At 44.8% G+C, this 24,059-nt stretch carries 18 protein-coding genes; all 18 read left to right on the top strand.

The window, feature by feature from the left end; translation table 11 throughout:
* Positions 1-93 precede the first annotated feature (93 nt).
* Entirely contained in the window at positions 94-2,127 is a 2,034-nt protein-coding gene (mrdA, locus tag PHE24_03010) for a penicillin-binding protein 2 (protein ID MDD4902081.1), read from the top strand.
* 90 nt (positions 2,128-2,217) lie between these two features.
* Positions 2,218-2,568, top strand: coding sequence for a hypothetical protein (locus PHE24_03005; GenBank protein ID MDD4902080.1), 351 nt, complete (start codon positions 2,218-2,220; stop codon positions 2,566-2,568).
* A 249-nt stretch (positions 2,569-2,817) separates the two neighbouring features.
* Positions 2,818-6,480, top strand: a complete 3,663-nt coding sequence (locus PHE24_03000) for a class I tRNA ligase family protein (GenBank protein ID MDD4902079.1) — start codon at positions 2,818-2,820, stop codon at positions 6,478-6,480.
* Between the two features lie 243 nt (positions 6,481-6,723).
* The gene (locus PHE24_02995) at positions 6,724-7,284 is read left to right on the top strand and encodes a LemA family protein (GenBank protein ID MDD4902078.1); all 561 of its coding nucleotides are present in this window, start codon (positions 6,724-6,726) and stop codon (positions 7,282-7,284) included.
* Between the two features lie 31 nt (positions 7,285-7,315).
* Entirely contained in the window at positions 7,316-7,567 is a 252-nt protein-coding gene (locus PHE24_02990) for a hypothetical protein (GenBank protein ID MDD4902077.1), read from the top strand.
* Between the two features lie 237 nt (positions 7,568-7,804).
* Positions 7,805-9,733: a hypothetical protein gene (locus PHE24_02985; protein MDD4902076.1), complete on the top strand. Its 1,929-nt coding sequence runs from the start codon at positions 7,805-7,807 to the stop codon at positions 9,731-9,733.
* 20 nt (positions 9,734-9,753) lie between these two features.
* Complete coding sequence (locus tag PHE24_02980; protein ID MDD4902075.1) at positions 9,754-10,659, top strand: M48 family metallopeptidase; 906 nt, start codon at positions 9,754-9,756, stop codon at positions 10,657-10,659.
* A 197-nt stretch (positions 10,660-10,856) separates the two neighbouring features.
* Positions 10,857-11,798 (top strand): NGG1p interacting factor NIF3, encoded by a 942-nt coding sequence (locus tag PHE24_02975; protein MDD4902074.1) that lies wholly within the window; start codon positions 10,857-10,859, stop codon positions 11,796-11,798.
* A gap of 107 nt (positions 11,799-11,905) precedes the next feature.
* A complete protein-coding gene (ruvA, locus tag PHE24_02970; protein ID MDD4902073.1) occupies positions 11,906-12,481 on the top strand; it encodes a Holliday junction branch migration protein RuvA in 576 nt (191 codons plus the stop codon).
* 71 nt (positions 12,482-12,552) lie between these two features.
* Complete coding sequence (locus PHE24_02965; protein MDD4902072.1) at positions 12,553-13,620, top strand: peptidoglycan bridge formation glycyltransferase FemA/FemB family protein; 1,068 nt, start codon at positions 12,553-12,555, stop codon at positions 13,618-13,620.
* 10 nt (positions 13,621-13,630) lie between these two features.
* Positions 13,631-14,407 carry a hypothetical protein gene (locus PHE24_02960; protein ID MDD4902071.1) on the top strand — a complete coding sequence of 259 codons (777 nt, stop codon included), beginning with the start codon at positions 13,631-13,633 and terminating at the stop codon, positions 14,405-14,407.
* A 19-nt stretch (positions 14,408-14,426) separates the two neighbouring features.
* Positions 14,427-14,615 carry a DUF6485 family protein gene (locus PHE24_02955; protein MDD4902070.1) on the top strand — a complete coding sequence of 63 codons (189 nt, stop codon included), beginning with the start codon at positions 14,427-14,429 and terminating at the stop codon, positions 14,613-14,615.
* A 4-nt stretch (positions 14,616-14,619) separates the two neighbouring features.
* Positions 14,620-15,564: a hypothetical protein gene (locus PHE24_02950; protein MDD4902069.1), complete on the top strand. Its 945-nt coding sequence runs from the start codon at positions 14,620-14,622 to the stop codon at positions 15,562-15,564.
* 88 nt (positions 15,565-15,652) lie between these two features.
* Entirely contained in the window at positions 15,653-17,341 is a 1,689-nt protein-coding gene (locus PHE24_02945; protein MDD4902068.1) for an amidohydrolase family protein, read from the top strand.
* Between the two features lie 44 nt (positions 17,342-17,385).
* On the top strand, positions 17,386-18,846 hold the full coding sequence (locus tag PHE24_02940) for a PEP-utilizing enzyme (GenBank protein ID MDD4902067.1): 1,461 nt from the start codon (positions 17,386-17,388) through the stop codon (positions 18,844-18,846).
* A gap of 7 nt (positions 18,847-18,853) precedes the next feature.
* Complete coding sequence (locus PHE24_02935; protein ID MDD4902066.1) at positions 18,854-20,278, top strand: PEP-utilizing enzyme; 1,425 nt, start codon at positions 18,854-18,856, stop codon at positions 20,276-20,278.
* Between the two features lie 4 nt (positions 20,279-20,282).
* Positions 20,283-21,818 carry a PEP-utilizing enzyme gene (locus PHE24_02930; protein MDD4902065.1) on the top strand — a complete coding sequence of 512 codons (1,536 nt, stop codon included), beginning with the start codon at positions 20,283-20,285 and terminating at the stop codon, positions 21,816-21,818.
* Entirely contained in the window at positions 21,818-23,320 is a 1,503-nt protein-coding gene (locus PHE24_02925; protein MDD4902064.1) for a PEP-utilizing enzyme, read from the top strand. Before PHE24_02930 ends, PHE24_02925 begins: the two co-directional genes overlap by 1 nt.
* The last annotated feature ends 739 nt before the right edge of the window (positions 23,321-24,059 follow it).

Below are 24,059 nucleotides of genomic sequence, written 5' to 3'. Positions count from 1 at the left end.
CTAATATAACGAATTCTTGCTAAAAACACATTCGAAATTAGTATGTATTCGTATTTATTAGTATTACATTTGGCAATATATATTTTGAAATAAATGTTCAATTCGACTAAAAAATATGATTTAAAAACAGACGACCCGTTCGTGCTGAAGCATGGCGGTTTTAAGAATGGCAAATTGGAAAAATATTCTCATTTCCGGGAGTGGATCGAAAGTTCGTTTATTCCGAGCGGAAAGATCGGCGAAGTGGTAGGTCGGACTTTTGAATTTTCCCGGCTGAATTTTTTTATAATTTTTATCATTGTTTTCAGCGGTTTGCTGCTCGCGCGAGTGGCCTGGCTGCAGGTGATCAAGGGCGATTATTATTCATCGATGGCGGAAGGCAATAGCGTCAGAACGGCGCGCATCGAAGCCAAACGCGGAATAATTTACGATCGAACCGGACGGCCGCTGGTCCGCAATGCCGCCAACTTCATTCTGTATCTCATCCCGTCCGAAATGCCTTTTGATCCGGAAAAAAGAAATGAAATCTTGGCCAAGGCCGGTGCGATGATTTTTCCCGACGACGCGGCGAAAAAGGAAGCCTTGCTCAATAGTCTGCGCGGCGAGCTCGTTAAGATCGTACCCGGGTCGGCGGATTATTCGCGGCCGATTTTTATCATTGATAAGCTCGATTATGACAAAGCCATGCTGGTTTATTTGTCGGCTGATGATATGCCCGGCATTGTTTTGTCGACCAAAGATCTGCGGCAATATCTTACCGGCGGAGTTTTATCGCTTTCACATATTTTAGGCTACACCGGCAAGGTTAGCGACACCGATCTTGAGCGATACGGCAAAGATTATTCGCCCATCGACTATATCGGCAAGGCCGGGGTGGAAAATTCCTGGGAAAGCACGTTGAAAGGCAAGAGCGGTTTTTCCAAGATTGAAGTTGACGCGCTGGGCTCGGCTAAAAAAGTATTAAGCGAACAGCCGGCGGTTAACGGCAGCGATCTCCAGTTAAGCATTGATTATGATCTGCAAAAAAAAGCGGAAGAGATTTTGAACGCGCGCTTGAAAGCGGCCAAGATCGAAAATAAAGCGGCGGTGGTGATCATGGATCCGAACAACGGGGAAATTTTGACTTTGATCAGTTTGCCTTCTTATGACAATACGCTTTTTGCCCGCGGCATTACTGCCGACGAATACGGAGCGCTGGTCAATGCTCCGGATAATCCGCTGTTTGATCGTTCGATCTCCGGGGAATATCCGTCCGGTTCGACGGTTAAAATGGTGATCGCGGCGGCGGCGCTGCAGGAAAAAGTGATTTCCGAACACACCACGGTGAATTCCACCGGTGGCATCCATGTTAATCAATGGTTCTTTCCCGATTGGCTTTCCGGCGGACACGGGATCACTGACGTGCGCCGGGCTTTGGCTTGGTCGATCAATACTTTTTTTTATTATATTGGCGGCGGTTATGAAAATTTTGTCGGTTTGGGCGTGGATCGGATCGCCAAATACCTGCTGCTTTTCGGCTTGGGGATGGAAACCGGGATCGATCTGCCCAATGAATCGCCCGGCTTCGTGCCGAGCAAAGCCTGGAAAGAACAGGTCAGGGGCGAAAGCTGGTATATCGGCGATACTTATCATCTGGCTATCGGCCAGGGCGATCTTTTGGTGACGCCATTGCAAAATGCCAATTGGACGGCGGTCTTCGCCAATCATGGCACGCTTTACCAGCCGCATGTGGTCAAGGCCGTTTTGACCAATAATGATCAAACCATCACTCCGGTAGCGCCAAAAATTATCCGGCAGAATATGGTCGATCCTTATAATATTGAAGTGGTCAGGCAGGGAATGCGGCAAGTGGTTACATCAGGCAGCGCTCAAAAATTGCAAAGTTTGCCCGTGGAAGCGGCGGCTAAGACCGGCACGGCCCAATGGGGGACGGATAAAGTTCCCCACGCTTGGTTCACGGCTTTCGCGCCTTATAAAAATCCGGAGATCGTGGTAACGGTTTTAGTTGAGGAGGGTATCGAGGGCAGTCAGATCGCTTTGAACGTGGCGCAAGATATCATGCAATATTATTTCACCCGCGGAAAAAATCCCAATGCCACCAGCACTGCGTTCAATTTGGCGAAATAAAAAATTTGTCAGCCGATTGACAAACAATCCTAAAAGTATTAGGTTAGGGAGATTAAGTTTGTTCTTAACAATTTAGCGAAAGGATTGACAATGGAGCTTTCCAATGCCATGAGCGATGTGGCTGAAAAGGCGGTCAAATTACTGGACATTGGGGAAATAGTTCTTAATGTTCCCCGGGAGCTGGATCCGAAGATCGCGGATGTTTTTAACTCAGAAACAAAAGAATTATTCCGGATCAACCAGATCATTCATTCGATCGATTGCCTGATTTTCCGGGCTAGCGATGCCCAAGTAGCGGCTACTTTGCATTTTTGCCACGGTGTTTTCCCTGACAAAAATCCTTCTCTCACGCTCCTTGGCCTGATGGTTATTTATTTTTATGCTCGTCTTCCTGATGGAATCAGGGCCAGCGACTTGCTACGGCTGGTGGGCGATTGCTAGGAATTTCCGGTCAAGCGGACCTGATTCGGGCTTATTTTTCACTCCGGCTATTTCGAATTTTTTTCGGAATAGCCCTTTTTATTTTGGGCTTAGATTAGCAATGCATTTATGTTTATAAATGTGTTTTTTTGTTTTTGACAAAGAGCTAAAAAAAGGGTAATATTAATACATAATTTTCAATTATCCCTGCCTGCCAGCAGGCAGGAATTTTCAAACAAATCTCAATGTTTGAAATTTTAGAATTTTCAAATGGAAAAAATTAATCAATCAGCCTTCGCCAAGGCTTCGGCGGACGAGGGAAAAAAGAATATTTTTGTCGGGATGGAAGAGGAGGTTTTGGCGTTCTGGGAAAAGAATAAAATTTTTGAAAAGTCCGTTCAGAAAGATGCGCCTCGCGGCGAATATGTTTTTTATGACGGTCCGCCGTTCGCCACCGGTACGCCGCATTACGGCCATCTGGTCGCCTCGCTTATGAAAGATGTGGTGCCGCGTTTTTGGACGATGAACGGGTATCATATTCCGCGCCGCTGGGGCTGGGATTGTCATGGCTTGCCGATCGAGAATATCGTCGAGAAAGAATTGGGCACTAAGAGCAAAAAGGAGATTATGGAGACGATCGGCGTGGAAAAATTCAACGCGCTTTGCCGCTCGAAAGTTTTGTCTTATGCCGATGAATGGGAAAAGATCGTTAAGCGTTTGGGCCGCTGGGTGGATATGGATCGCCCCTATCGCACGATGGATTTGAGTTACATGGAATCGATCTGGTGGGCATTCAAACAGCTTTGGGATAATGATCTGGTTTATAAAGATTATCGCTCGATGTATATTTGTCCGCGCTGCGAAACGACTTTGTCGCAATCGGAAGTGGCGGAAGGCTATAAGGACGTCAAAGATCTTTCCGTGACGGCGAAATTCGAATTAGTCGATGAAGCCGCCTCCACTGATGCTTCGGCGAGCCAGGCCCAGACTTTTGTTTTAGCTTGGACGACTACGCCGTGGACGCTGCCGGGAAATGTTGCGCTCGCAGTCGGGAAGGAAATTGACTATATTGAATTACAAATTACAAATGACAAATTACAAATTGAAAAATATATTTTGGCGAAAGAGCGGGCAATAAAGATTTTTGAGGGCAAAGAATATAAAATAATTAAAGAATTTAAAGGCGAGAAATTAATCGGCAAAAAATATAAGCCGTTGTTTGATTATTATGCCAAAGATGAAAAATTGGTGAATCGCGATAATGGCTGGAAGATTTATCACGGCGATTTTGTCACGACCGAAGACGGCACCGGCGTAGTGCATATCGCACCGGCTTTTGGCGAGGACGATATGATCTTGGGCCGCGAATATAATCTGCCGTTCATCCAGCATGTCGCGATGGATGGAACTTTCAAACCGGAAATGGGCGAGTTTGCCGGTCTGCATGTGAAACCGAAAGACGATGTGCAAGCGACTGATGTGGCGATAATTAAATATTTGGCCGCGAAGAATTTATTGTTCTCCAAAGAAAAATTCGAGCATAGTTATCCGCATTGCTGGCGCTGTGAAACGCCGCTGATCAATTACGCGACTTCGTCCTGGTTCGTAAAGATAACCCAGATGAAACCGCGGATGCTGGAATTGGCCGAAGCGATCAACTGGTCGCCGGAGCATATTAAAAAGGGCCGATTCGGCAATTGGCTCGAGGGCGCGCGCGATTGGTCGATTTCCCGCCAGCGTTTTTGGGCTTCGGTTCTCCCGATTTGGGAATGCCAATGTGGCGCCAAAAAAGTTTTAGGTTCGCTGGAAGAATTATATCAGGCCGCCGACGGCCAGTTGACCAAATTGATTTTAATCCGTCATGGCGAGGCCGAGAGCAATGCCGCCGGCGTTATTACTGCGCTTAAAGAAGATAATCATTTGACAGAAAAAGGAAAGACACAGGTAGCGTCAACGATAGAAAAATTAACCAAAGAAATAGCCGGACAGGAAAAAAAGATTGTTGCTTATGCTTCTCCCGTGACCCGCACCAGGGAAACTGCCGAGCTAATCTGTCAAAGCCTGGGGATTGATTTTGAGATAGTTGATTCCCTGCGAGAAATAAATTTGGGCGCTTGGGAAAATAAGGATCGCAAAGAATTGGCCGCTCATGACAAAATCCGCCAAAAATATCTGGCTGCAACGCCTGAAGAAGTAATGGATATTCGTTGCGGCGGTACGGGCGAAACGCAAACCGAAGTCGGCGAGCGGATGTATCAATGGCTCTTGCCGGTTTTGGAAAAAAATAAAGGCAAAACGATCTTAATTATTTCGCATTCTGATCCGATCGACGATTTGATCAGCATTTTAAGAGGCCGGAGCAAGCACGAATCCGGTTTGTCGCTGTACGGCCCGGACCACACCAGAAAAAGCGAATTTAAAATCGTTTATGTCAATAATGCCGCCAAAAAAGAAATTGATCTGCATAAAGATTCGGTCGATAAAATTATTTTAAAATGCGATATCTGCGGAGAGAAGATGAAGCGCGTGCCTGATGTTTTGGATACCTGGTTCGATTCCGGTTCGATGCCTTATGCGCAAATGCATTATCCTTTTGAGAACAAAGAAAGATTTGAGCAGAATTTTCCGGCTGAGTTTATCGCTGAAGGCGTAGACCAGACCCGAGCTTGGTTTTATTATCTGCACGTGATGGCCACCGGTATCAAGAATAACTTTGCTTATAAAAATGTCATCGTCAATGGAATTGTTTTGGCCGAGGACGGCAAGAAAATGTCCAAGCGCTTGCAAAATTATCCCGATCCAACCGAATTATTCGCGAAATACGGCGCCGACGCTTTGCGCTATTATCTTTTGACTTCGCCGGTGATGACTGCCGAGAATCTGAATTTTTCCGAAAAAGGCGTATCCGATTGTTTGCGCAAAGTAAATATGATCCTCTGGAATGTTTATAAATTCTATGAAATGTATGCTGGCGCCCCCCTCCTTTCCAAGGAGGGGTCTGGGGGTGGTTCTGACTTTGAACCAAAAAATGTTTTGGATAAGTGGATTATTGCCAGATTAAATCAGCTAGTCGCCGAAGTGAGCGAGGGGATGAAAAAATATGATTTGCCGAGCGCAACGCGCCCGATCGCTTTATTCATCGATGATTTTTCCACCTGGTATTTGCGCCGCAGCCGCGATCGTTTCAAAAATAATGAGTCCCCTCTAGAGAGGGGTGGCGCGAGCGACAGCGAGCGACGGGGTGTGTTATCCGATGGAGATTCAGCACTAGCAACGACTAGATTAGTATTGACTGACTTGGCTAAAGTGATGGCGCCGTTCACGCCGTTCATCGCTGAAGAATTGTGGCAGAAAGTCACGGGCAATAATTTTGCCGATCCGGAAATGTCCGTGCATCTTGAAGAGTGGCCTAGCGCACCCCTCCTTTCCAAGGAGGGGATGGGGGTGGTTGCCGATATGGCTTTGGCGCGCAAAGTCGTTGAACTTGGTTTGGCCAAGCGCGATGAGGCCGGCATTAAGGTGCGTCAACCCTTGACTGAATTAAGAATTAAGAATTATGAATTAAGAAATGAATACGTTGAATTGATCAAAGATGAATTGAATGTAAAAAAAGTGACGAGTACGGTTGGCGAAGGTGATTTGTCGGTCGAGTTAGATACGGCGATGACGCCGGAGTTAATCGCCGAGGGCTTGAAGCGCGAACTAGTTCGCTTTATAAACGCCGAGCGCAAGAACACCAAACTGACGATCAATGATCGGATTGCCTTGACCATCGCGACTGAAAGCGAGGCGGTAAAAAATGCCCTGAAAATGTTTGCCAAAGATTTGAAAAAAGATGTTTTGGCGGAAAAGATAATCATCGGCGCGGCCGAAGGCGGAAAAGAGGTCGAAGCCAACGGCGAGAAATTGATTATAAAAATTAAAAAAATATGAAAAATATGATAGGAATAGGCATTATTGTTTTTGTTTTGCTGGTTATCGGCGCGGTGATCGCCGGAGTAGTTGAAGATGCGAAAAAAGAAAAAGAAGATAAAAAATAATTAACATATAATAGATAATTTTTAAATTTTTAATTTTATAATTTTTAAAGAAATCTAAATTTTTAATTTTTAAAAATTAGACTTTAAAAATTCTTTAAAAATTAAAAATTACAAAATTTAAAATTCTATCAAATCTATGAACACAACTTTATTGATCATTCTGGGCGTCATCGTTTTGATCGCGCTTTGGGTGATCGCCATGTACAATGGTTTGATCCGCGGCAAGAATCGCGTCGACGAAGCTTGGAGCGATATTACCGTCCAATTAAAAAGACGCTACGACCTGATTCCGAATTTGATCGAGACCGTTAAGGGCTATGCGGCGCATGAAAAAACTGCTTTTGAAAATGTGGTTAATGCCCGCAACCGCGCGATGAGCGTGACTGATGGCGCCTCGGCCGCCAAAGGCGAAGCGGAAAATATGCTCACCGGCGCCTTAAAATCAATTTTTGCCTTATCGGAAGCTTATCCGGACTTGAAAGCCAACCAAAACTTTTTAGAACTGCAAAGAGAATTGACCGACACCGAAGACAAAGTTCAGGCTTCCCGCCGCTTTTACAACGGCAATGTCCGCGACTTCAACACCTCGATCCAAGTTTTCCCGACCAACATCATCAACGGCATGCTGAACTTCAAGGCCTATGAATTCTTCCAGGCCGCCGAAGACGAAAAAGCCCCGGTGCAAGTTAAGTTTTAAGCTTATTTATTCAAGTATCGAATCAAACTATATGGGAAATTTAAATTCGCTAGACAAACTCGCTGGAGTAGCTATCTCCGAAGACCCCGCTGAAGTTAAAGACACGCTGGAAAAATTTGTCGCCGCAGTCGATAAAGTGCATATGGCCCGCCAAGAAGTTCTCGAAGAACGCGGAAGGCATTATAATGCTCTTAGTCCAAAAGAAAAGACCGCCTTGATCAGTAGAAGAGTCGAGGAAAACGACCGAAAGATTAAAGAGGAGATCAATGAGTTAACTTCTTAGACTTTTAATTATTGTCTTTTCGCTTTGCTCAATCTTTGGGCAAAGCAGTAAAGCTGATAATTTAATTCCCCTCTAGAGAGGGGTGGACGGCGCCGCGCCGGACGGAGTGTGTTAAAAATTCCCCTCCGCGGGAGGGGTGCCGAGCCCGGTAAGGCGGGGTGGAGTTCAATATAAGTTATTCTCTTTTCGCTTTGCTCAATTCTTGGGCAAAGCTGTAAAGATAATAAGTATCAAAATATGGAAAATCCAAATTTTCTAAAACAAAAATACAATCTGCACAACAGCGAAGAAGTTGTGGCGGCGGCTTTGCGCACCGAACAAAATACCGGTGAAAAAGTATCACAAAAACCGGCTGACCGCATTCAGAATTATCTTGATCGCCTGGAAAATATCATCCATCCACCGAAGCTGGAAAATCATCCGGATTTTGACCGGCGGGAACGGAATCTCAATTTGCTGAAAAATGTTTTGCACGAAGAATTCGTCATCAAGCTGGAAGAAGTGCCGGACGGCTATTTTGAGACTCAAAAACGCTTAGCTCGCGAACAAGGCCATGGCAATGTTGAAATATTCGATGAGCAAAAAGACCAGTTAGCCGAAATACTTATCACTGATCAAAAAAGCTCGCTGGATAATTGGGTTGATTATTTGTCCTCTAATGATGCCACCTATCCGGATTGGCTGAAATATTATGCCTTTCGCAGCATTTTGTCTTTGGGCGAATATGATAAGGAAACCAAGCAATTCACCAAACGCTCTAAAAGTACGGTTAAGCCGTTTCCGGATATAAACCGCGAGGCCTTGGCCTATGTTTTAGACGCGATTGAAAAGAAATATCAGCCGCAAACCAAGGAACAAAAATTATTAGAAGAAGAAAAAAGAGATCATACCGAAGCTGATTTAACCGCCGAAGAAAAACAGGAGAGAAAAGCTGATCAGGAAAAATTCGCTAAAATCCTCCAAGGCGAAAATTTCGCCAAGCTCTATGCCTGGGCGATTGATAAAGTAACCCCGGCTTCTAAAGAAAAGTTAGCTAATACCGAAGGAAAATGGATAAAGTATGACAGAAATTCCGATCATATGCCTTTGGTTGAATCGTTGCAGGGCCATGGCACCGGCTGGTGCACGGCCGGCGAATCAACCGCAAAAACACAATTGGCTGGTGGCGATTTTTATGTCTATTATTCTTTGGATGAAAACGGCCAAGCGAAAATTCCTCGCGTGGCCATCCGCTTGAGTGGTAATAACATTGCCGAAGTTCGGGGTGTTGCCCAAGAACAAAATCTTGACCCGTATATTAGTGATGTGGTTAAAGAAAAAATGAAAGAATTTCCAGACGGGGCTGTTTATGAAAAGAAAGCAGTTGGCATGAAGAAGCTGACCGAGATTGATAATAAAACAAAACAACAAGAACCGCTGACCAAAGATGATTTGATATTTCTTTACGAAATTAACGTTTCCATCGAAGGTTTTGGCTTCCAACGAGATCCGCGCATCGCGGAAATAATCCAAACAAGAAACAAAAAAGAAGATGCGCCGATTGCTTTGGAATGTCAGCCGAATCAGATCGCTTATCGGCAAGAGGATGTAAACGAAAATACCAAGGCCTATATTGGCCCGTTATTCCCCGGCATATTTTCTAAAAATTTAGAGCATGTCTATACTTCTTTTCCGGAAGGAAAAATTGAGCAAGTAAAAATGACTATCGGTGGTAAGAGCAAGAAAGATATTATTGCCGAATCGAATTATTCCGAAGGAAAAAAAATTATCTCCCCTTTTGCTGGGGGCATGTTAGCTAATCCCGACTTTGATGTTGTTAAAAAGCCGGAGAAAATAAATTTAGTTCGGCTTAAAGTTGAAGATTTAGGATTTTCCAGCGGAGCGACTACCAAAGAAATATATGAGAAAGTCGAAGAATTAGGCTTGAAATTATGTCCGCCCGAAGTCGGCCCGCAATTAAGATTAAACTATGAACAAATTTTTCAACGCCAACAGCCCAAAGGAGAATCGTTATATGTCGGCATGAAAAGAATTACCGACCCCAACGGTGATCCAAGCGTTTTCAGTGTGCAGCGGTTTAATAGTGACGAGCGATGGCTGTACCACCATTGGGCTAAGCCTGATTATGCGTGGAGTGCGGAGCGCGAGTTTGTTTTTCGCAAGTAGAAATTTAAATTATTTTTTTTATGACACTATACACCGATTCCGATTCCAACGCGCGCAAGACTTGGCTGCTGATGACCATATTTTTCATCGCGGTCATCGGCATCGGCTGGGTTTTTTCGCGGGCGATGAACGCGCCGGAGATTTTGTATATCGCCGTCGGCTTTAGCATAATTTCTTCATTCATCAGTTATTGGTGGTCGGACAAAATTGTTTTGGCTATGTCGAGCGCGCATGAAATTGATCATGATCTAAATCGCGAACTTTATCATTTGGTGGAAAATCTTTGTATTACGGCCGGACTGCCGGTGCCGAAAATTTACGTGATTAATGATTCGGCGCCGAACGCTTTTGCCACCGGCCGCGATCCCCAGCACGCGGTCATCGCCGTCACCACCGGCCTTTTGCAGAAATTGGAAAGGATCGAGTTGGAAGGCGTGATCGCCCATGAGCTTTCGCACATCGGCAACCGCGACATTTTGCTTTCCACGGTCGTCACGGTTTTGGTCGGCGTGGTTGTCTTGTTGGCCGATTGGTTTATGCGCTGGAGTTTTTTTGGTGGACGCCGTCGCCGCAGCAATGATGAAGGCGGACAATTACAGTTGATAATGTTGATCGTCGCCATTGTTTTGGCGATTCTCGCGCCGATCTTCGCCTCCTTGATGCAAATGGCCATTTCCCGCAAGCGAGAATTCAAAGCCGATGCCGATGGCGCCTTGTTGACCCGCTATCCCGAAGGCCTGATCCGCGCCTTGGAAAAAATTTCCGCCGACACTGAACCTCTCGAAGTTGCCAACCGCGCCACCGCGCATCTATATATCATTTCACCTTTAAAGGGCCAGGACGGCCATGTCGGTTTTTTCACCAAATTATTCTTAACCCACCCGCCGGTCGCCGACCGTATCGCCGCGTTGAGAGGAATGAAATAAAAAAAGTCCCCTCCACGGGAGGGGTGGCTCGCGCCGCGCGAGACGGGGAGGGTATATTCCCGACATTATTGGTAAATATTTTTAATAAGGTCAGGAATAGACCCACCCCGCCTCTCCTCCCGGGGCGGATCGGCACCCCTCCCAAGAGGGGACTTATCCCAGAAAAAATTTATAATTAATAATTTGTAATTAATTTTATGACGATTAAAGAAATTTTCGATTTAGGGATTAAGCTCGGCATTAAGAGCGATTTAAGAGGGGAGAAGAAAGTTGCGGCGTATTTAGAGCGCGCCAAGAAGAAATACGGAAAATTAGATAAGGACAAAAAGGCGGAATTTGATGCGGAAAAGTTAAGCAACCCATATTCGGACAGCCGGATTTTGGTTTTTGGAAATTCCAAGCAGATTAAAAAAATCATGGTCGGCGTGGATTTGGAAGGCTCGGAAATGCTTTTAGCCAAAGAAAGAGGGGATATTGATCTGCTTTTTGCCCATCACCCGGAAGGCAAGGCGTTGGCCGATCTGCATTCGGTGATGGATCTGCAATCCGAGGTTTTGGCTGATTATGGCGTACCGATCAATATCGCCGAAAAATTGATCAAGCCGCGCATTTCCGAAGTCGGCCGCAGCGTAATTTCCGGCAATTATAATCGCTGGGTAGATTTTGCTTCAGCGCTGAATTTGGATTATATGTGCATCCATACGCCTTGCGATAATCTGGGGGCGCGCTTTATCGTCGATTTGATCGAGAAGAAAAAGCCGGAATTCGTCGGCGACCTTCTGGATTTGATCAAAGAAATTCCCGAATATAAAGAAGCGGCGAAATTAAATGCCGGTCCGACGCTTTTTGCCGGCACTCCCGAAAATCATTGCGGCAAGATCGCGGTCAGCGAATTCACCGGCGGCACCGAGGGCGCCAAGGAAATTTTTGAAAAAATGGCGCAAGCGGGGATTGGCACGGTCATCGGCATGCATCTTTCGGAAAAGCACCGCGAAGAAGCGGAAAAAAATCATATCAATGTTGTTATTGCCGGCCACATGTCGTCCGACTCTTTGGGCTTAAATCTTTTTTGCGATGAACTGGAAAAGAAGGGAATCAAAATTATCCCCATCGCTGGGTTTATCAGGATTAAAAGATAAAATTGTAATACTAATGTCATACGAATACATACTAATATAACGAATGCCTCCTAAACACTCATTCGTTTTATTAGTATGTATTCGTAGATTAGTCTTACATTAAGAATATGATTAGTTACTTAAAGGGAAAAATTATCAAGAAGGGAAGTAATTTTATTATTCTGGCCGTGCATGAAAGCGTCGGCTATAAGATTTTTGTCAATGAAAATTTGGCGGCGGAAACAAAAATCGGCGACCAGCTGGAATTATTCACCCATCAATATATCAGAGAGGACGCTGAAGATCTTTATGGTTTTACGACCTATGAAAAGCTGGCGATGTTTGAAATGCTGTTATCGGTTTCCGGCATCGGTCCGAAATCCGGCTTGGGAATAATGGCGATTGCCGGCGTGGAAGAAATCAAGACCGCGATTGCCGAGGGGGATATTCATTTATTAACCAAAGTTTCCGGCATTGGCAAAAAAACCGCCGAGCGGGTAATTTTGGATCTGCGCGACAAAGTCGGGGTTTTAGTTCCGGCCGAAGGTGCAATTTCTTCCGTTGGTCTGCGCGGCGATGAGATCGACGCTCTGGTTTCTCTTGGTTATTCGATTCAGCAAGCCCGCGAGGCGTTATCTAAAGTTGATAAATCAATTACTGATTCAGGCAAGCGCATCCGTGAAGCACTGAAGAACATAAAATAAAAAATTCCCCTCCCGGGGAGGGGTGGCGCCGCCTCGGCGACGGGGAGGGTTTATTCCTGACAATATTCAAGATGATCATAGTTGAAATAAAAGATAAACAAAGACTCAATGATTTTCTCGGAGCGCAACCGCATGCCGAATTTTTGCAATCGTGGGAATGGGGAGAATTCCAGGAGAAAGTTGAAGGAAAAATTATCCGCCTCGGTGTGGAGGAAAATGGCGAGCTGATCGCGGCGGCAACTTTGGTAAAAAAAACAATGCCTTTAGGAATGAATTATTTTTATTGTCCGCGCGGCCCGGTGATCAGAGCGGAGAGCAGAGAGCAGGGAGCAGAGATGATTAATTTTTTCTTTGCAGAGATAGAAAGAATTGCCCAGAAGGAAAAAGTTATTTTTTTGCGTTTCGAACCGCTAGAACAATTTCCAATTTCCAATTTCCAATTTCCAATTTTCAAAACCATTGATATCCAGGTCAGTAAAACTATCATCTTGGATTTGAATTTATCTGAAGACGATTTGCTTAAAAATATGCATCAGAAGACTCGTTATAATATCCGTTTAGCCGAAAAAAAAGGCGTTAAAATCCGGGAAGCGGAAAAGTCCCCTCTCGAGAGGGGTGGCGCCGCCGCGGCGCCGGGGTGTGTTATGGCCGAAGAATTTGATAAATTTTGGAATTTAATGTCAGCTACGGTCAACCGAGACGGCTTCCGTTTGCATAGCAAGGAGTATTATCAAAAGATGCTTTCTCTCAATGGCGGATTGATAAAATTATTTTTTGGCTTTGTCCCCCGTAGCCTTGGCGAAGGGGGAGAATTTGAGGGAAAAATTATCTGTGCAGGAATTTTTAGTTTTTTCGGCGATACGGCCGTCTATCTCCATGGCGCCTCGGCCAATGAAAACCGGGAATTGATGGCGCCGCATCTCCTGCAATGGGAAATGATCAAGCTTGCCAAAGCCGCCGGGTGTAAATTTTATGATTTCTCCGGCATTGATGAAAAGAAATGGCCGGGCGTGACGCGTTTCAAACGCGGCTTTGCCGGCCAGGAAATGAATTATCCCGGAACCTTTGATGTTATTTTCGATAAGCAAAAATATTCCGCCTACAAAATTTTTAGAAAAATACGCAGACTTATTAAATAATCCATTTTTAATGGAAAAAAATATTTTTCATCAATTTGAGAGTGATTATTTGAATCGCATTGTTTCCACCGTCAAAAAAAGCGAAGAAGAACAGTCGCGAGAAATAAAAAATAAAAGGATCGTAGAAATTGATTACAAAGATCATGATCAGATCCATGTGGAAAATGAGAAGATTGTCCTTGATCTCGGTTATGAAGATTCCGGTTGCCCGGTCGGGACGGACGGTAAGGATTTTGAGCCACGTGCAAACAGCCTCAATTGGCGGAAACTTAATAATTATTCGATTAAGTCCAAACAGTCGGAAACGATGATTAATTTGCTGTCGGAATTGCCCAGAGATTACGAAGTTTTTTTTGAGCCCTATGCCTGGTATACCGGGGGAAAGGCAGGCGTCAAGGATCAGCTATGCATTGTTAGAGGGGATATTACAACAGTGGATGGCCTGTTGGGTCTTTTGCACGAGATCGGCCACTGCGTCGACTATGAGCAGACCAAAAATAAAAGAAATTGGAGGATGAAAGTCTTGGCAGATAACGCTAGAAATGAGGAAGATATGGAGTTTGTCTTGCGCCGGGAAAGGGGAGCTTGGGCGTATGCCTTGAAAAAAATCAAGCCGCTGATCAGAGATCAGATTATTTCCCAAGAAGATGTGATGTTATGTGTTAACGATTCAGTTTATAGCTATCATGAATTTCTGGGCGACAAAATAAAAAAGGAAGAAGAAAAAGAATTTGATGATAAAATCGTGCAAGCGGTAGATGATTTTTTCGCCAAACTCATCGCTTAGATTCGGCTGAAATAAATTTATGGAATGCCGAATAAAAAAGAATTTACAAAATTGTCCTTGCACCTATCAAGGTTGCGAGCTCAAGGGGAAATGCTGCGAGTGCGTCGCTTATCACCGCGCGAACAAGGAGTTGCCGGCCTGCTATTTTTCCACTGCGGAAGAAAAAACTTACGACCGATCAATTAAGAATTTTATTAATAATTTATAAATTTATGAAACATTTTACGCGCACTGAAGATTTCACCAAGGAAGAGTATTTGGAGATTTTTCGCCGGACGGAAATTTTTGAAAAGGGAATCGCTAAGGGAAAAAATTTCACCAACCTTTGTCCGGGAATGGTGATGGCCACGATGTTTTTCCAGGAAAGCACCAGGACCGCGGCTAGCTTGCAGGCGGCGATGGTCCGCTTGGGCGGCGGCTGGTTCGGTATTGCCGGGATCAAGGGAACTTATCTGGAAACCGGCGAAGAAGATTTGGACGATACATTGCGCGGTGTTGCGCCGCTTTGCGATATCATGGGAATCCGGCACAAGAGTTTGGATCTAACCGAGTTGGCGGCTAAAGGTTTTCCCGTGCCCTTGATCAATGCGATGTCCGGCTCGGAAGAGCATTCGATCGCGGGCGCCGGCTTCCCTTATGCGGCTCTCCATGAGTTGGGCCGGTTAGAGGGTTTGAAAATCGGTATTTACGGGATGAGCAAATCTTCCCGCCCGATGAAAGCGGCCGCTAAGGTATTAAGTTTATTTGGCGTGGAATTTTACGAGGATCCGGTTATTCCCGAATTCAAACTGCCTGAATATATCCGCGAGATGATCAAGAAGAACGGCTCGACTTATCAGGAAGACAAGCTGGCGAATTTCATCGGCAAAGTCGATTACTTATTCGTCATTGAAGGCTTGCCGCAAGCCGGCGAAGATCCGGCTTTGGTCGATAAATTCAACAAGGCTTTCATGCCTTTCTCAAAAGCTGATTTGGCCAAGGTAAAAAAAGACGCGATCATCGACGTGGGCGAACCGCGAGCCACTACCGACGGACGCCTGGTGGCCTTGAAAGAAGTTGACGATGATCCGAGAATGTCGGGTAAAAAATTGCTTAAGATCATGGTTTATTGCGAGATGGCCATCATTACTTATTTATTGGGTATTAAAGTTAAATAGTTGACAAGTGCCTACAAATGTGCTAATTTTAGTCGTTGGTACATTTACAATATTGTCGATATAACCTTAATCCCAGAAGGGAATTCATATGAACAACATTACACATTTCAAGCCGGAACAAGTGTTTGCTCCGGATTCGCCCGAGGATAAAGAACTTCAATCCAAAACCGAGATTGAATTCGTGACCGACCCCGCCAGCGGAAAGATCGTCAAAATCGGCAATCCTCGCGATGTGCGGGAATGGCTCGAGGCGGAAAAAATCAGCCGGCCCGATTTAACCGTCGGCGTGGAACAAGGCGGCGTGGCTTTGCCGGGATTCACCGACACCCATAATCATCTGATGTATGGGACTTTCGATGTCATCGGAGCGGGCTTTGCTGCGGCAGATTCTTTGGATGAGATGCGCCAAAGTCTTGGCAAGCAATTGAAAGAAGAGAAAGGTGAAACTCCCAAGGTTTTTTTATGCCACAACACTGCCAGCGTTCCGGATGTTTGGCGCGAGCAGTTGGACGAAATTTCACCGTATCGGCCGATTTGTCTGGTCGATAACAGTTTTCACGGCGCCCGCCTTAATTCACGCATGATCGGTTTGCTCAAAAATGCGATTACGGCTGAAACCGAAGCCGGTCGGCCGGTCACTTCCGGAAGTTTCGATGAACGTACCGGTCAGGCGACCGAAGCCTACGCGATTCTCGCCATTCAGGTTGCGGAAGCTCCGTTTGGCGCGGAAAGGATTGCGGAAGGCATGAAAAACAAACTGAACGAGTGGATCGGCCAAGGCATTACCGATGTCCATGAAATGTATCCGTTGTCGTTCATGGATTTGACGGCGATGCTCATGACTCGGCGCAACTGGAAAGAAATGGAGAAAACAGAATTTCCCGTTCGTCAGGTCTTTATGCCGCCGGTATTAACCATGGAGCTGTTGAAGCGCCAAGGGGAACTGGAAAAGGCCGGGCTCTTTGACCCGCAGAAGGATTGGAAGATGTTCGGCTTGAAGCTGTTGGCGGACGGAAGTTTTGGTTCGCACACGGCCATGGTCGATGAACCCTATGGTGATATTGGCGGGAAAGGGATTGAGTATCATTCCACTGACGAGTTGAACAAGGCGATTGCGTTGGCCAAAGAATACGGAATTAATGGAGCGGCCATGCACGCGATCGGTGATGCCGGTATCCAGCGCGCGTTGGATACCGCCAAAAAATGGCAAGCGATGGCGGAAAAAGCCAAACTTGATCCGAGCCGTTTCCGCATTGAGCATTTCGAACTCTCCGGTAGCAAACTGGACGAAGCCGCGAAACTCGGCGTCTGGGTAAGTTCGCAGTCCAATTTCTTAACTGATTATGTTTACGAAGATCGGTTGGGCAAGAGAGTTACCCAAATTTGCCCGCATGCTGATATCGTGAACAAAGGCATACCGATGATGTTCGGTTCGGACGGCATGCCGACTTCGGCGCTGTTCGGGATGTATGCCGCGACGCATAATCCTAACGAAGCACAGCGCATTCCTTTCACCCAGGCTTTGGCCGCTTATTCTTTGGCCGGAGCTGATTGGGAGAATAGAAATGGCGGTCAGGGAAGAATTGCGGAAGGCGCGGCTGCCAACGTCGTGGTAATCAACCGGGAAACGCTGAATAAGCTGCTCACGGGAGATGCTTCGGCGCAAGAAATGGCGGCAATGGGCAGGGATTCCGGCATAATGGGCGACAAGGTCACCGATCTGGAAGCGGGGATTCAGAAGATTTATCGGCAGGGAAGGTTGGTCGAGAAGAAGTAGTTTTTTACAAGCTGGGCGCTTAATAGTGCCCAGCTTGATTTATTATGAAGATTAATATCGATTCCCGAAAAGAATTGTTCAAATGGGGGCCGATCAGCATTAAACTGATTTATCCTACCGGTTTTGTCATCGGTATTTTGCGCGATGTCGCCAAACATTATCCCTGGCCTTGGCCGCCTAATATCTGTCTGTTTAAGGAAGGCAAAAGCATGATCTGGATCAATCAATCCAGTACGCTCCGGGAAACCGGATTGAAATATTTCCGCCGCTATTTTCTTAATCAAAATAATTACCGCGCGCAATGGAAGAAATTTGAGCGTTGGATAAAAGAATATGAAGCGCTGGCGCCGGAATTGGAAAATAAATTCAAAAGCGATTTGTCCAAAGAGGATTTGCTGCGTTCGCTGAATCGGTTGGCGGATTTGAACAATCGTTTCTGGCTGATAGTCCACGTGCCGGAAATCGCCAACTGGGGCGGAGAATATCTATTGAAGAAAGAATTGGCCAAGATCGATCCGACCCGCGCGGACGAATATTTGGAAATCCTTTCCGCGCCGGTCAAATATTCTTTTTTTCAGGATGAAGAATTAGCGCTGCTCAAATTGGCTCCGATAAAAAATAAAAAAGAATTGGCTGCGGCTTTGAAAGACCATTCAAAAAATTGGCATTGGATTTTGAATAGCTATGGCGGCAACCGCATCCTAAGCCCGGAATATTTTAGCATTAAGCTGAAAGGATTATTAAGGCGCGAAAAGGCTGAAAATATCATCAGGGAGATTAAGAAAAAAATTGAGCATAATCGGAAACGCAAGGCGGATTTAATCAAGAAACTCAAGCTGGATAAAAAAATCATCCTCATTGCCGCCGAGTTAAGCGAATCGATTTGGTGGCAGGATTTCCGCAAAGGCTATATTTGGCGGCAGAATCATCTTTGGGATTTGGCTTTGCGGGCCGTTGAAAAAAATACTTCCTGGAAATTCGGCGAGTTGCAATGGTGTTATTTTGAAGAACTGGTAAAAGTAGTCAGGGGGAAAATTGATAAAAAGGAAATTTTAAAAAGAAGAAAATATTACGGCTGGTATTCGGAAAATGGGAAAATTTATGATTTTACCGATAAAGCGACGTTCCAGAAGTTTTGGCAAGAATATGCCGAAGAGAAAATTGTTTTTTCCAGAGAAATCAGAGGATTATTAGTAAGCCGCGGTAAAGGCGGAATCGTCCGTGGCATTGCGCGGATCATCACTGATCCGTTTAAGGAGCAAAATAAATTCAAGCCCGGAGAAATTTTGGTAGCCAGCATGACTTCGCCGGAGTATATCATTGTGATGAGAAAAGCCGCCGCCGTGATCACCGATTACGGCGGCATGACCTGTCACGCGGCCATCGTCTCCCGCGAACTCGGCGTGCCCTGTCTGGTCAATACCCGTAACGCGACCAAGCTAATCAAAACCGGCGATCTGGTCGAAGTCGACGCGGATAAGGGAATAATAAAGAGATTAAATTAATTTTGGTATGGGGAAAATTAATTTACTAAAACGAGCACTGAAAAAAGATTGGTACGTGCAGGGATTCAACGCCGTGCCCAGTTTTCTCAATCTGCCGGCCTACAGCGGTTTCGCGATGAAAAGGGAGCTGGGTTTCGGCTATTCCATGTTTATCCATAATTATGCCAATGGCTACGGCGAAATGTGGTATTTAGCTGATGATTTCCGGCGGATTTGGGGAATAGTTAAAAATAAATTGAAGCGGAATCCGGATTATTTGAAACAGCAAAAGAGAAGATATAGTCAGATTTTTCAGCCGCACCGAGCTTTGTTTAAAAAAATCGACCGGCTTGATCTGAAAAAAATTTTCCAGGGAGAATTGATGGCCATTTTGAAAAAATTAAATCAGGCGCAGATGGATTCGGTTGGTATTTCCCATTTGGTGGACGCCGTCGGCATTGAAATCGAGAATGAATTCAAGAAGAGTTTATTCGCGGAAATAAAGAATAAAGACGAATTTAATCATTATTTCGGAATTTTAACTGCGCCGACTAAACTGTCTTTTATCGCCCGAGAAGAATTGGAACTGAAAAAATTGCTTAAATTTTCCAGCCGGGTAAGAAAAGAAAAATTGCCAGAGCATGCTAAAAAATATTTTTGGATTTTGAATAGTTATGCGGGAGTGCAAGAACTTAAGGCTGATTTTTTCGCGGAAAAATTGAAAAAAATAGCGGCGGCGGAAAAGAAAAATGCGGTAAAGAATCCGCCGGAGAAAATAAAATTAAGCCGCGCGACCGAAGCGATGGCTAAGATCATTAATTTTGCGGCTATTTGGCAGGATGAAAGAAAGGCGGAAACTTTAAGGACGGTCGGTTATCTTGCCCGCTTGCTCAAAGAAATCGCCCGTCGAATGAAAATCCCGTATGTTTTTTTACTTTATTTGGGAGTTAAGGATATGCGCCGGATTAAATCATTCAAAGACATCAGGTCGTTGAAAAATCAATTAGAGATTAGAAAGAGCGGCGTGGTTTTTTTGACCAATAACAGCCAGGAATATTCTTATACTGAAAAAACGGCGAAAAAATTAATCGCCTTTAAAAATGAACGGATCACCGCCAGCGAGGAAAACAAAAAAGAAATTCATGGTTCGATTGCTAATATCGGCACGGCGGTCGGTCGGGCGATTATTTGCCGCGATCTGGCCTCATTGGCTAAAGTCGAAGTTGGTGATGTGGTGGTGGCTTCAATGACTCGCCCGGAATTTATGACGGCTTTAAAAAAGGCGGCGGCGATTGTCACCGACGAGGGCGGAATTACAAGTCACGCGGCGATAATTTCCCGCGAGCTGGGAATCCCGGCGATCATTGGCACAAAAGTGGCGACCAAAGTTTTAAAAACCGGCATGCTTCTTGAAGTCCGCGCCAACCACGGCGTGGTGAAAATTTTACGTTAAGATTATGACTAAAAAACAAATTTTTAAATATCTTAAAAGCAATGAGCTGGATATTCAAAATGCCACCGCGAATTTGCTGATTTTGGATTTGGCTTTCAGCGCTTACGCTAAATTCAATTTGGTCAGCGGCTTTAAATTCAGCCCGATATTTACTTATGAGGCTTCGGGAAAAAAGTCCGGTTATTATCAGATGACCCCCAAGAGATTGATTAATGATATCGGTTCGCAAATCTATCGCGACTATCAAAAAAATCCGAAAAAAGTCCGGGAGCTAATGGTCGCACAGAAAAGAATAACCGAAGAGATGGCTAGTCTTTGGCGTAAATTTGAAATCCGAGAAAAGAAATCTTTGTCGCGCGCCGAGTGGGGGGAATTTTATCGGCGTTTCAAGGAAAAATCCCGGCAATGGTGGCCGTATAGCGTGCTCGGGGAAGATAAAGGAGAAGTGATCAATCGCGAAGTGGTCCCGCGTTTCGCCCGGCGCAATAAAATAGAAATCAATGAAGCCCGGCGGATAATCATGACGCTGTCTCATCCGGCCGAACAGTCGGTTATGAATCTGGGCCGGATTACGTCTTTAAAAACCAGCCTTTATCTGATTAAAAAAGGGTGGAGTAAAAAAAGTAATGTTGAATTACTGCAAGATAAAAAAGTTGCCACGCTAGTCAAAAAATATTTGGCGCAGAGTTTTTGGACCAAAACCGATTATTATCGCGCTCACCGCATCAGCGCCGCGGAATTCCTGGCTAAAGTTAAAGAGGAAATAATTAATAAGGGTAAGAAAAATTTAGCCAAAGAATTAGCTGAGATAGAAAATAATTTTCGGAAAATTCAGCGGGAAAAAAATAAAATTTTGGGTGGGTTGAAATTGACCAAGGCAGATAAAAAGGATTTGGATTTTTCCCTGCTGATCGCTACCTGGATCGATTGGCGCAAAAAATGGATGATGGAGGCGTGCTATTATACTTTTACTTTTCTTGAGGATTTGGCGGAGTATTTGGGTTTAAGCTATGAGGAAATTTCTTCTTATTTAATCGCGGAGCTTGATGAATTTTTAAAGAGCGGTAAAAAAATATCAGTCAGTCAAGTTAAAAAAAGGTCGTCCGAGGGTGTTTTCCTGGTTTTTACCAACGAGCTGGAAGCGCCAAGTATTTTTTCCGGTCAAGCCGGCAAGGATTTATTTCTTGCCGCTATGCGCCAGGGGGCGGAAAGCCAAGGACTGAAAGGTTTTGTCGCTTCCTCCGCCGGCCAAAGTAAAATTTCCGGCCGGGTGTCGATTGTCCTTGATCTGGATAAAGATAAAATTAAAGCCGGCGATATTTTGGTAACCTCGATGACGAGAGTGGAATTTATCCCGTTAATGCGCCAGGCGAAGGCGGTGATCACCAACGAAGGCGGCATCGCCTGCCACGCCGCCATCGTTTCCCGCGAACTCGGCATTCCCGCGATCATCGGCACCAAAAACGCCACGCAGAAATTGAAAACCGGCGATAACGTGGAAATGGATCTGAAAAGCGGAATAATTAAGATTATAAAATAATGAAATCGAAACAGGAATATTTTAAACTTTTCGACAACCGTCCTTACCCATTGATACTGATGAAAACCTGCATGGCGGCCACTGTTTTCGGTTTTAAAAAAGTTTTTCCCGAAAGTTCGATCAATAATGTCGGCACATATTGGAAAAACGCGCGCAGCGTTTACTTCTGGGAAGATCGCGGCATGAAAGACACAATAAACAAGATTGCCGCTCGGGCACTGACAGACCAGGCATTTTTTATGCGTATTTTGAAGGAGGCATATCAAAGAGCGATCAAACTTAATAAGTTTTCGAGCAAATTCTTAAATAAAGATTTGCGCCAAGAGAAAAATGCGGTTTTGATCGGATTTTTTAAAGATTTTATCAAAGAACTATTCCGAATGTATTCTTATGGCGCGGCGCCGACGATGATCGGTTATCGCGACGATAACCTTCTGTATCTTAAGGCTGAAAAAATACTGAGAAAGAAAACCGAAAATAATCCGGAAAATTTTGCCGATTACTTTGTCGCGCTTACCAGCCCTTTGAAAAAGTTAAAGACGCACGACCAGGAGATTGATGTTTTGAAATTAGCTCAAGCGGCAAAAAATAAAAAAATAAAATCAGCAAAAGAGCTTAAGAGAGTTTTTCGGGATAAGCTGCGATATTTAATATCCGAATACGGCTGGCTCTCTTATGACTTTGCCCATAAGCCAGCTTGGGATTCAGACTATTTCGCCAAACTTGTTTTGGAGAAGGCGAGAACCGATAATAGTCTGCGCTTGGGTTACTTGAATAATTACAATCAGCGCGCCCTTGATGATTTTAATCAGGCGGCCGCTAAATTAAAACTGAATACCAAAGAAAGAAAGTTGTTCGGGCTGATAAGTTGGCTGGGTTATTATAAATGGGTTCGGGAGTATGAATTTTTGAAAGCCATGTATAATTTGAAATTTATCGACGAAGAGCTTGGCCGGAGAGCCGGTTTGACGGCCATACAATCAAAATATATTTTAGCTGAGGAGTTTGAAAAATATTTGGAAACCAATCCGAAAGAATTGAAGAAAATTGTTGAAGAAAGAATGAAAGATTTTTTAATCACAGTTTCCTCCGGCCAGGGAACGGAAATGAAAGTTGGCAAGGAAGCAGTAAAAGGATTCGATAAGATTAAATTTATCAGCTCCAAAATAAACGTAAACTCCCGCGAGATAAAAGGCATGCCGGCCCAAGCGGGCAAGGCCAAAGGGATTGTAAAGATAATTAATACGATAGAAGATTTGGGTAAAATGAAGAAGGGAAATATCTTGGTATCGCAGGCGACCAGTCCCGATCTTATTTCGGCCATGAAAAAGGCCGCCGCTATTGTCACCAATGAGGGTGGGGTAACCTGCCACGCGGCGATCGTTTCCCGAGAGTTGGGCATACCTTGCCTGGTGGGCACGAAGATTGCCACCCAAGTTTTGCGCGAAGGCGATTTAGTTGAAGTTGACGCGGACAAGGGCTTGATAAAAATTTTGAAATAATAATATGAACGATAAATGGGAAATTTATACCAGAGGGACGATTCCGTTGCATCGGGTGGATTTTTTTAAGGCGATGGCGCGGGCGATCCCCAAGACCGGCAAAAAGCATTCTTTGCTGATTTTTTATGTTAACGAAGGGGAAAAATTATGGTGGTCATGGTCGAAAAAGGAAATAACCGAATGGGGGAATTCATTGTTGGCCGGTTTGGCTAAGAAAAAGAAGTGTGATGAATATTATCGTAAATATATCGCCGCGGTGAAAAAAGCCGTCGGGGCGACGGAAAAAATAAGAAAGATGAATTTGGCCAAGGCCAGCAACGCGGATTTGATTAAATTTTATGATTATCTGGAAAAGGAGGCAGGGTTGGCAGTTGGTTTTTCCATGATCGATCTGGACGCTTTTGATTCGGTCTCGGAAAATTTTTTAACCAAAATCTTAAAAAGCAAACTTAGCGAAAATAAAATATCGGTTGCCGAGCAGGGATTTTCTGATCTTTATCGGGCTTTATCCGCGCCGATCTATCAGACATTTGTCAGCCGCGAAGAAGAGGCAATCATTAAACTGGCTCGGCAAAAAAAGGTTTCTGATCGAGAGATCGCCAAAATTTATCAGGAATTCTGGTGGGTTTGTTTGGGCTGGGAAAATCTTCGGCCCCGAATTATGCATTATTATCGTCGGGAAATAGCTAAGCGGCGCCGGGAAAGAAATATGAAAAAAGTTTTAGCCGATCGAGCTGAG

The organism is Patescibacteria group bacterium, assembly GCA_028707065.1.
Taxonomy (GTDB): Bacteria; Patescibacteriota; Patescibacteriia; order Patescibacteriales; family WJLG01; genus JAQTUZ01.
Note: the sequence above shows the minus strand (reverse complement) of the source record. Positions and strands in the feature narration are given on the sequence as shown.

What these genes read in the sequence shown, in the direction of transcription:
- mrdA (MDD4902081.1), top strand. Translation starts at nt 94, where the DNA reads ATGTTCAATTCGACTAAAAAATATGATTTAAAAACAGACGACCCGTTC.
- PHE24_03005 (MDD4902080.1), top strand. Translation starts at nt 2,218, where the DNA reads ATGGAGCTTTCCAATGCCATGAGCGATGTGGCTGAAAAGGCGGTCAAA.
- PHE24_03000 (MDD4902079.1), top strand. Translation starts at nt 2,818, where the DNA reads ATGGAAAAAATTAATCAATCAGCCTTCGCCAAGGCTTCGGCGGACGAG.
- PHE24_02995 (MDD4902078.1), top strand. Translation starts at nt 6,724, where the DNA reads ATGAACACAACTTTATTGATCATTCTGGGCGTCATCGTTTTGATCGCG.
- PHE24_02990 (MDD4902077.1), top strand. Translation starts at nt 7,316, where the DNA reads ATGGGAAATTTAAATTCGCTAGACAAACTCGCTGGAGTAGCTATCTCC.
- PHE24_02985 (MDD4902076.1), top strand. Translation starts at nt 7,805, where the DNA reads ATGGAAAATCCAAATTTTCTAAAACAAAAATACAATCTGCACAACAGC.
- PHE24_02980 (MDD4902075.1), top strand. Translation starts at nt 9,754, where the DNA reads ATGACACTATACACCGATTCCGATTCCAACGCGCGCAAGACTTGGCTG.
- PHE24_02975 (MDD4902074.1), top strand. Translation starts at nt 10,857, where the DNA reads ATGACGATTAAAGAAATTTTCGATTTAGGGATTAAGCTCGGCATTAAG.
- ruvA (MDD4902073.1), top strand. Translation starts at nt 11,906, where the DNA reads ATGATTAGTTACTTAAAGGGAAAAATTATCAAGAAGGGAAGTAATTTT.
- PHE24_02965 (MDD4902072.1), top strand. Translation starts at nt 12,553, where the DNA reads ATGATCATAGTTGAAATAAAAGATAAACAAAGACTCAATGATTTTCTC.
- PHE24_02960 (MDD4902071.1), top strand. Translation starts at nt 13,631, where the DNA reads ATGGAAAAAAATATTTTTCATCAATTTGAGAGTGATTATTTGAATCGC.
- PHE24_02955 (MDD4902070.1), top strand. Translation starts at nt 14,427, where the DNA reads ATGGAATGCCGAATAAAAAAGAATTTACAAAATTGTCCTTGCACCTAT.
- PHE24_02950 (MDD4902069.1), top strand. Translation starts at nt 14,620, where the DNA reads ATGAAACATTTTACGCGCACTGAAGATTTCACCAAGGAAGAGTATTTG.
- PHE24_02945 (MDD4902068.1), top strand. Translation starts at nt 15,653, where the DNA reads ATGAACAACATTACACATTTCAAGCCGGAACAAGTGTTTGCTCCGGAT.
- PHE24_02940 (MDD4902067.1), top strand. Translation starts at nt 17,386, where the DNA reads ATGAAGATTAATATCGATTCCCGAAAAGAATTGTTCAAATGGGGGCCG.
- PHE24_02935 (MDD4902066.1), top strand. Translation starts at nt 18,854, where the DNA reads ATGGGGAAAATTAATTTACTAAAACGAGCACTGAAAAAAGATTGGTAC.
- PHE24_02930 (MDD4902065.1), top strand. Translation starts at nt 20,283, where the DNA reads ATGACTAAAAAACAAATTTTTAAATATCTTAAAAGCAATGAGCTGGAT.
- PHE24_02925 (MDD4902064.1), top strand. Translation starts at nt 21,818, where the DNA reads ATGAAATCGAAACAGGAATATTTTAAACTTTTCGACAACCGTCCTTAC.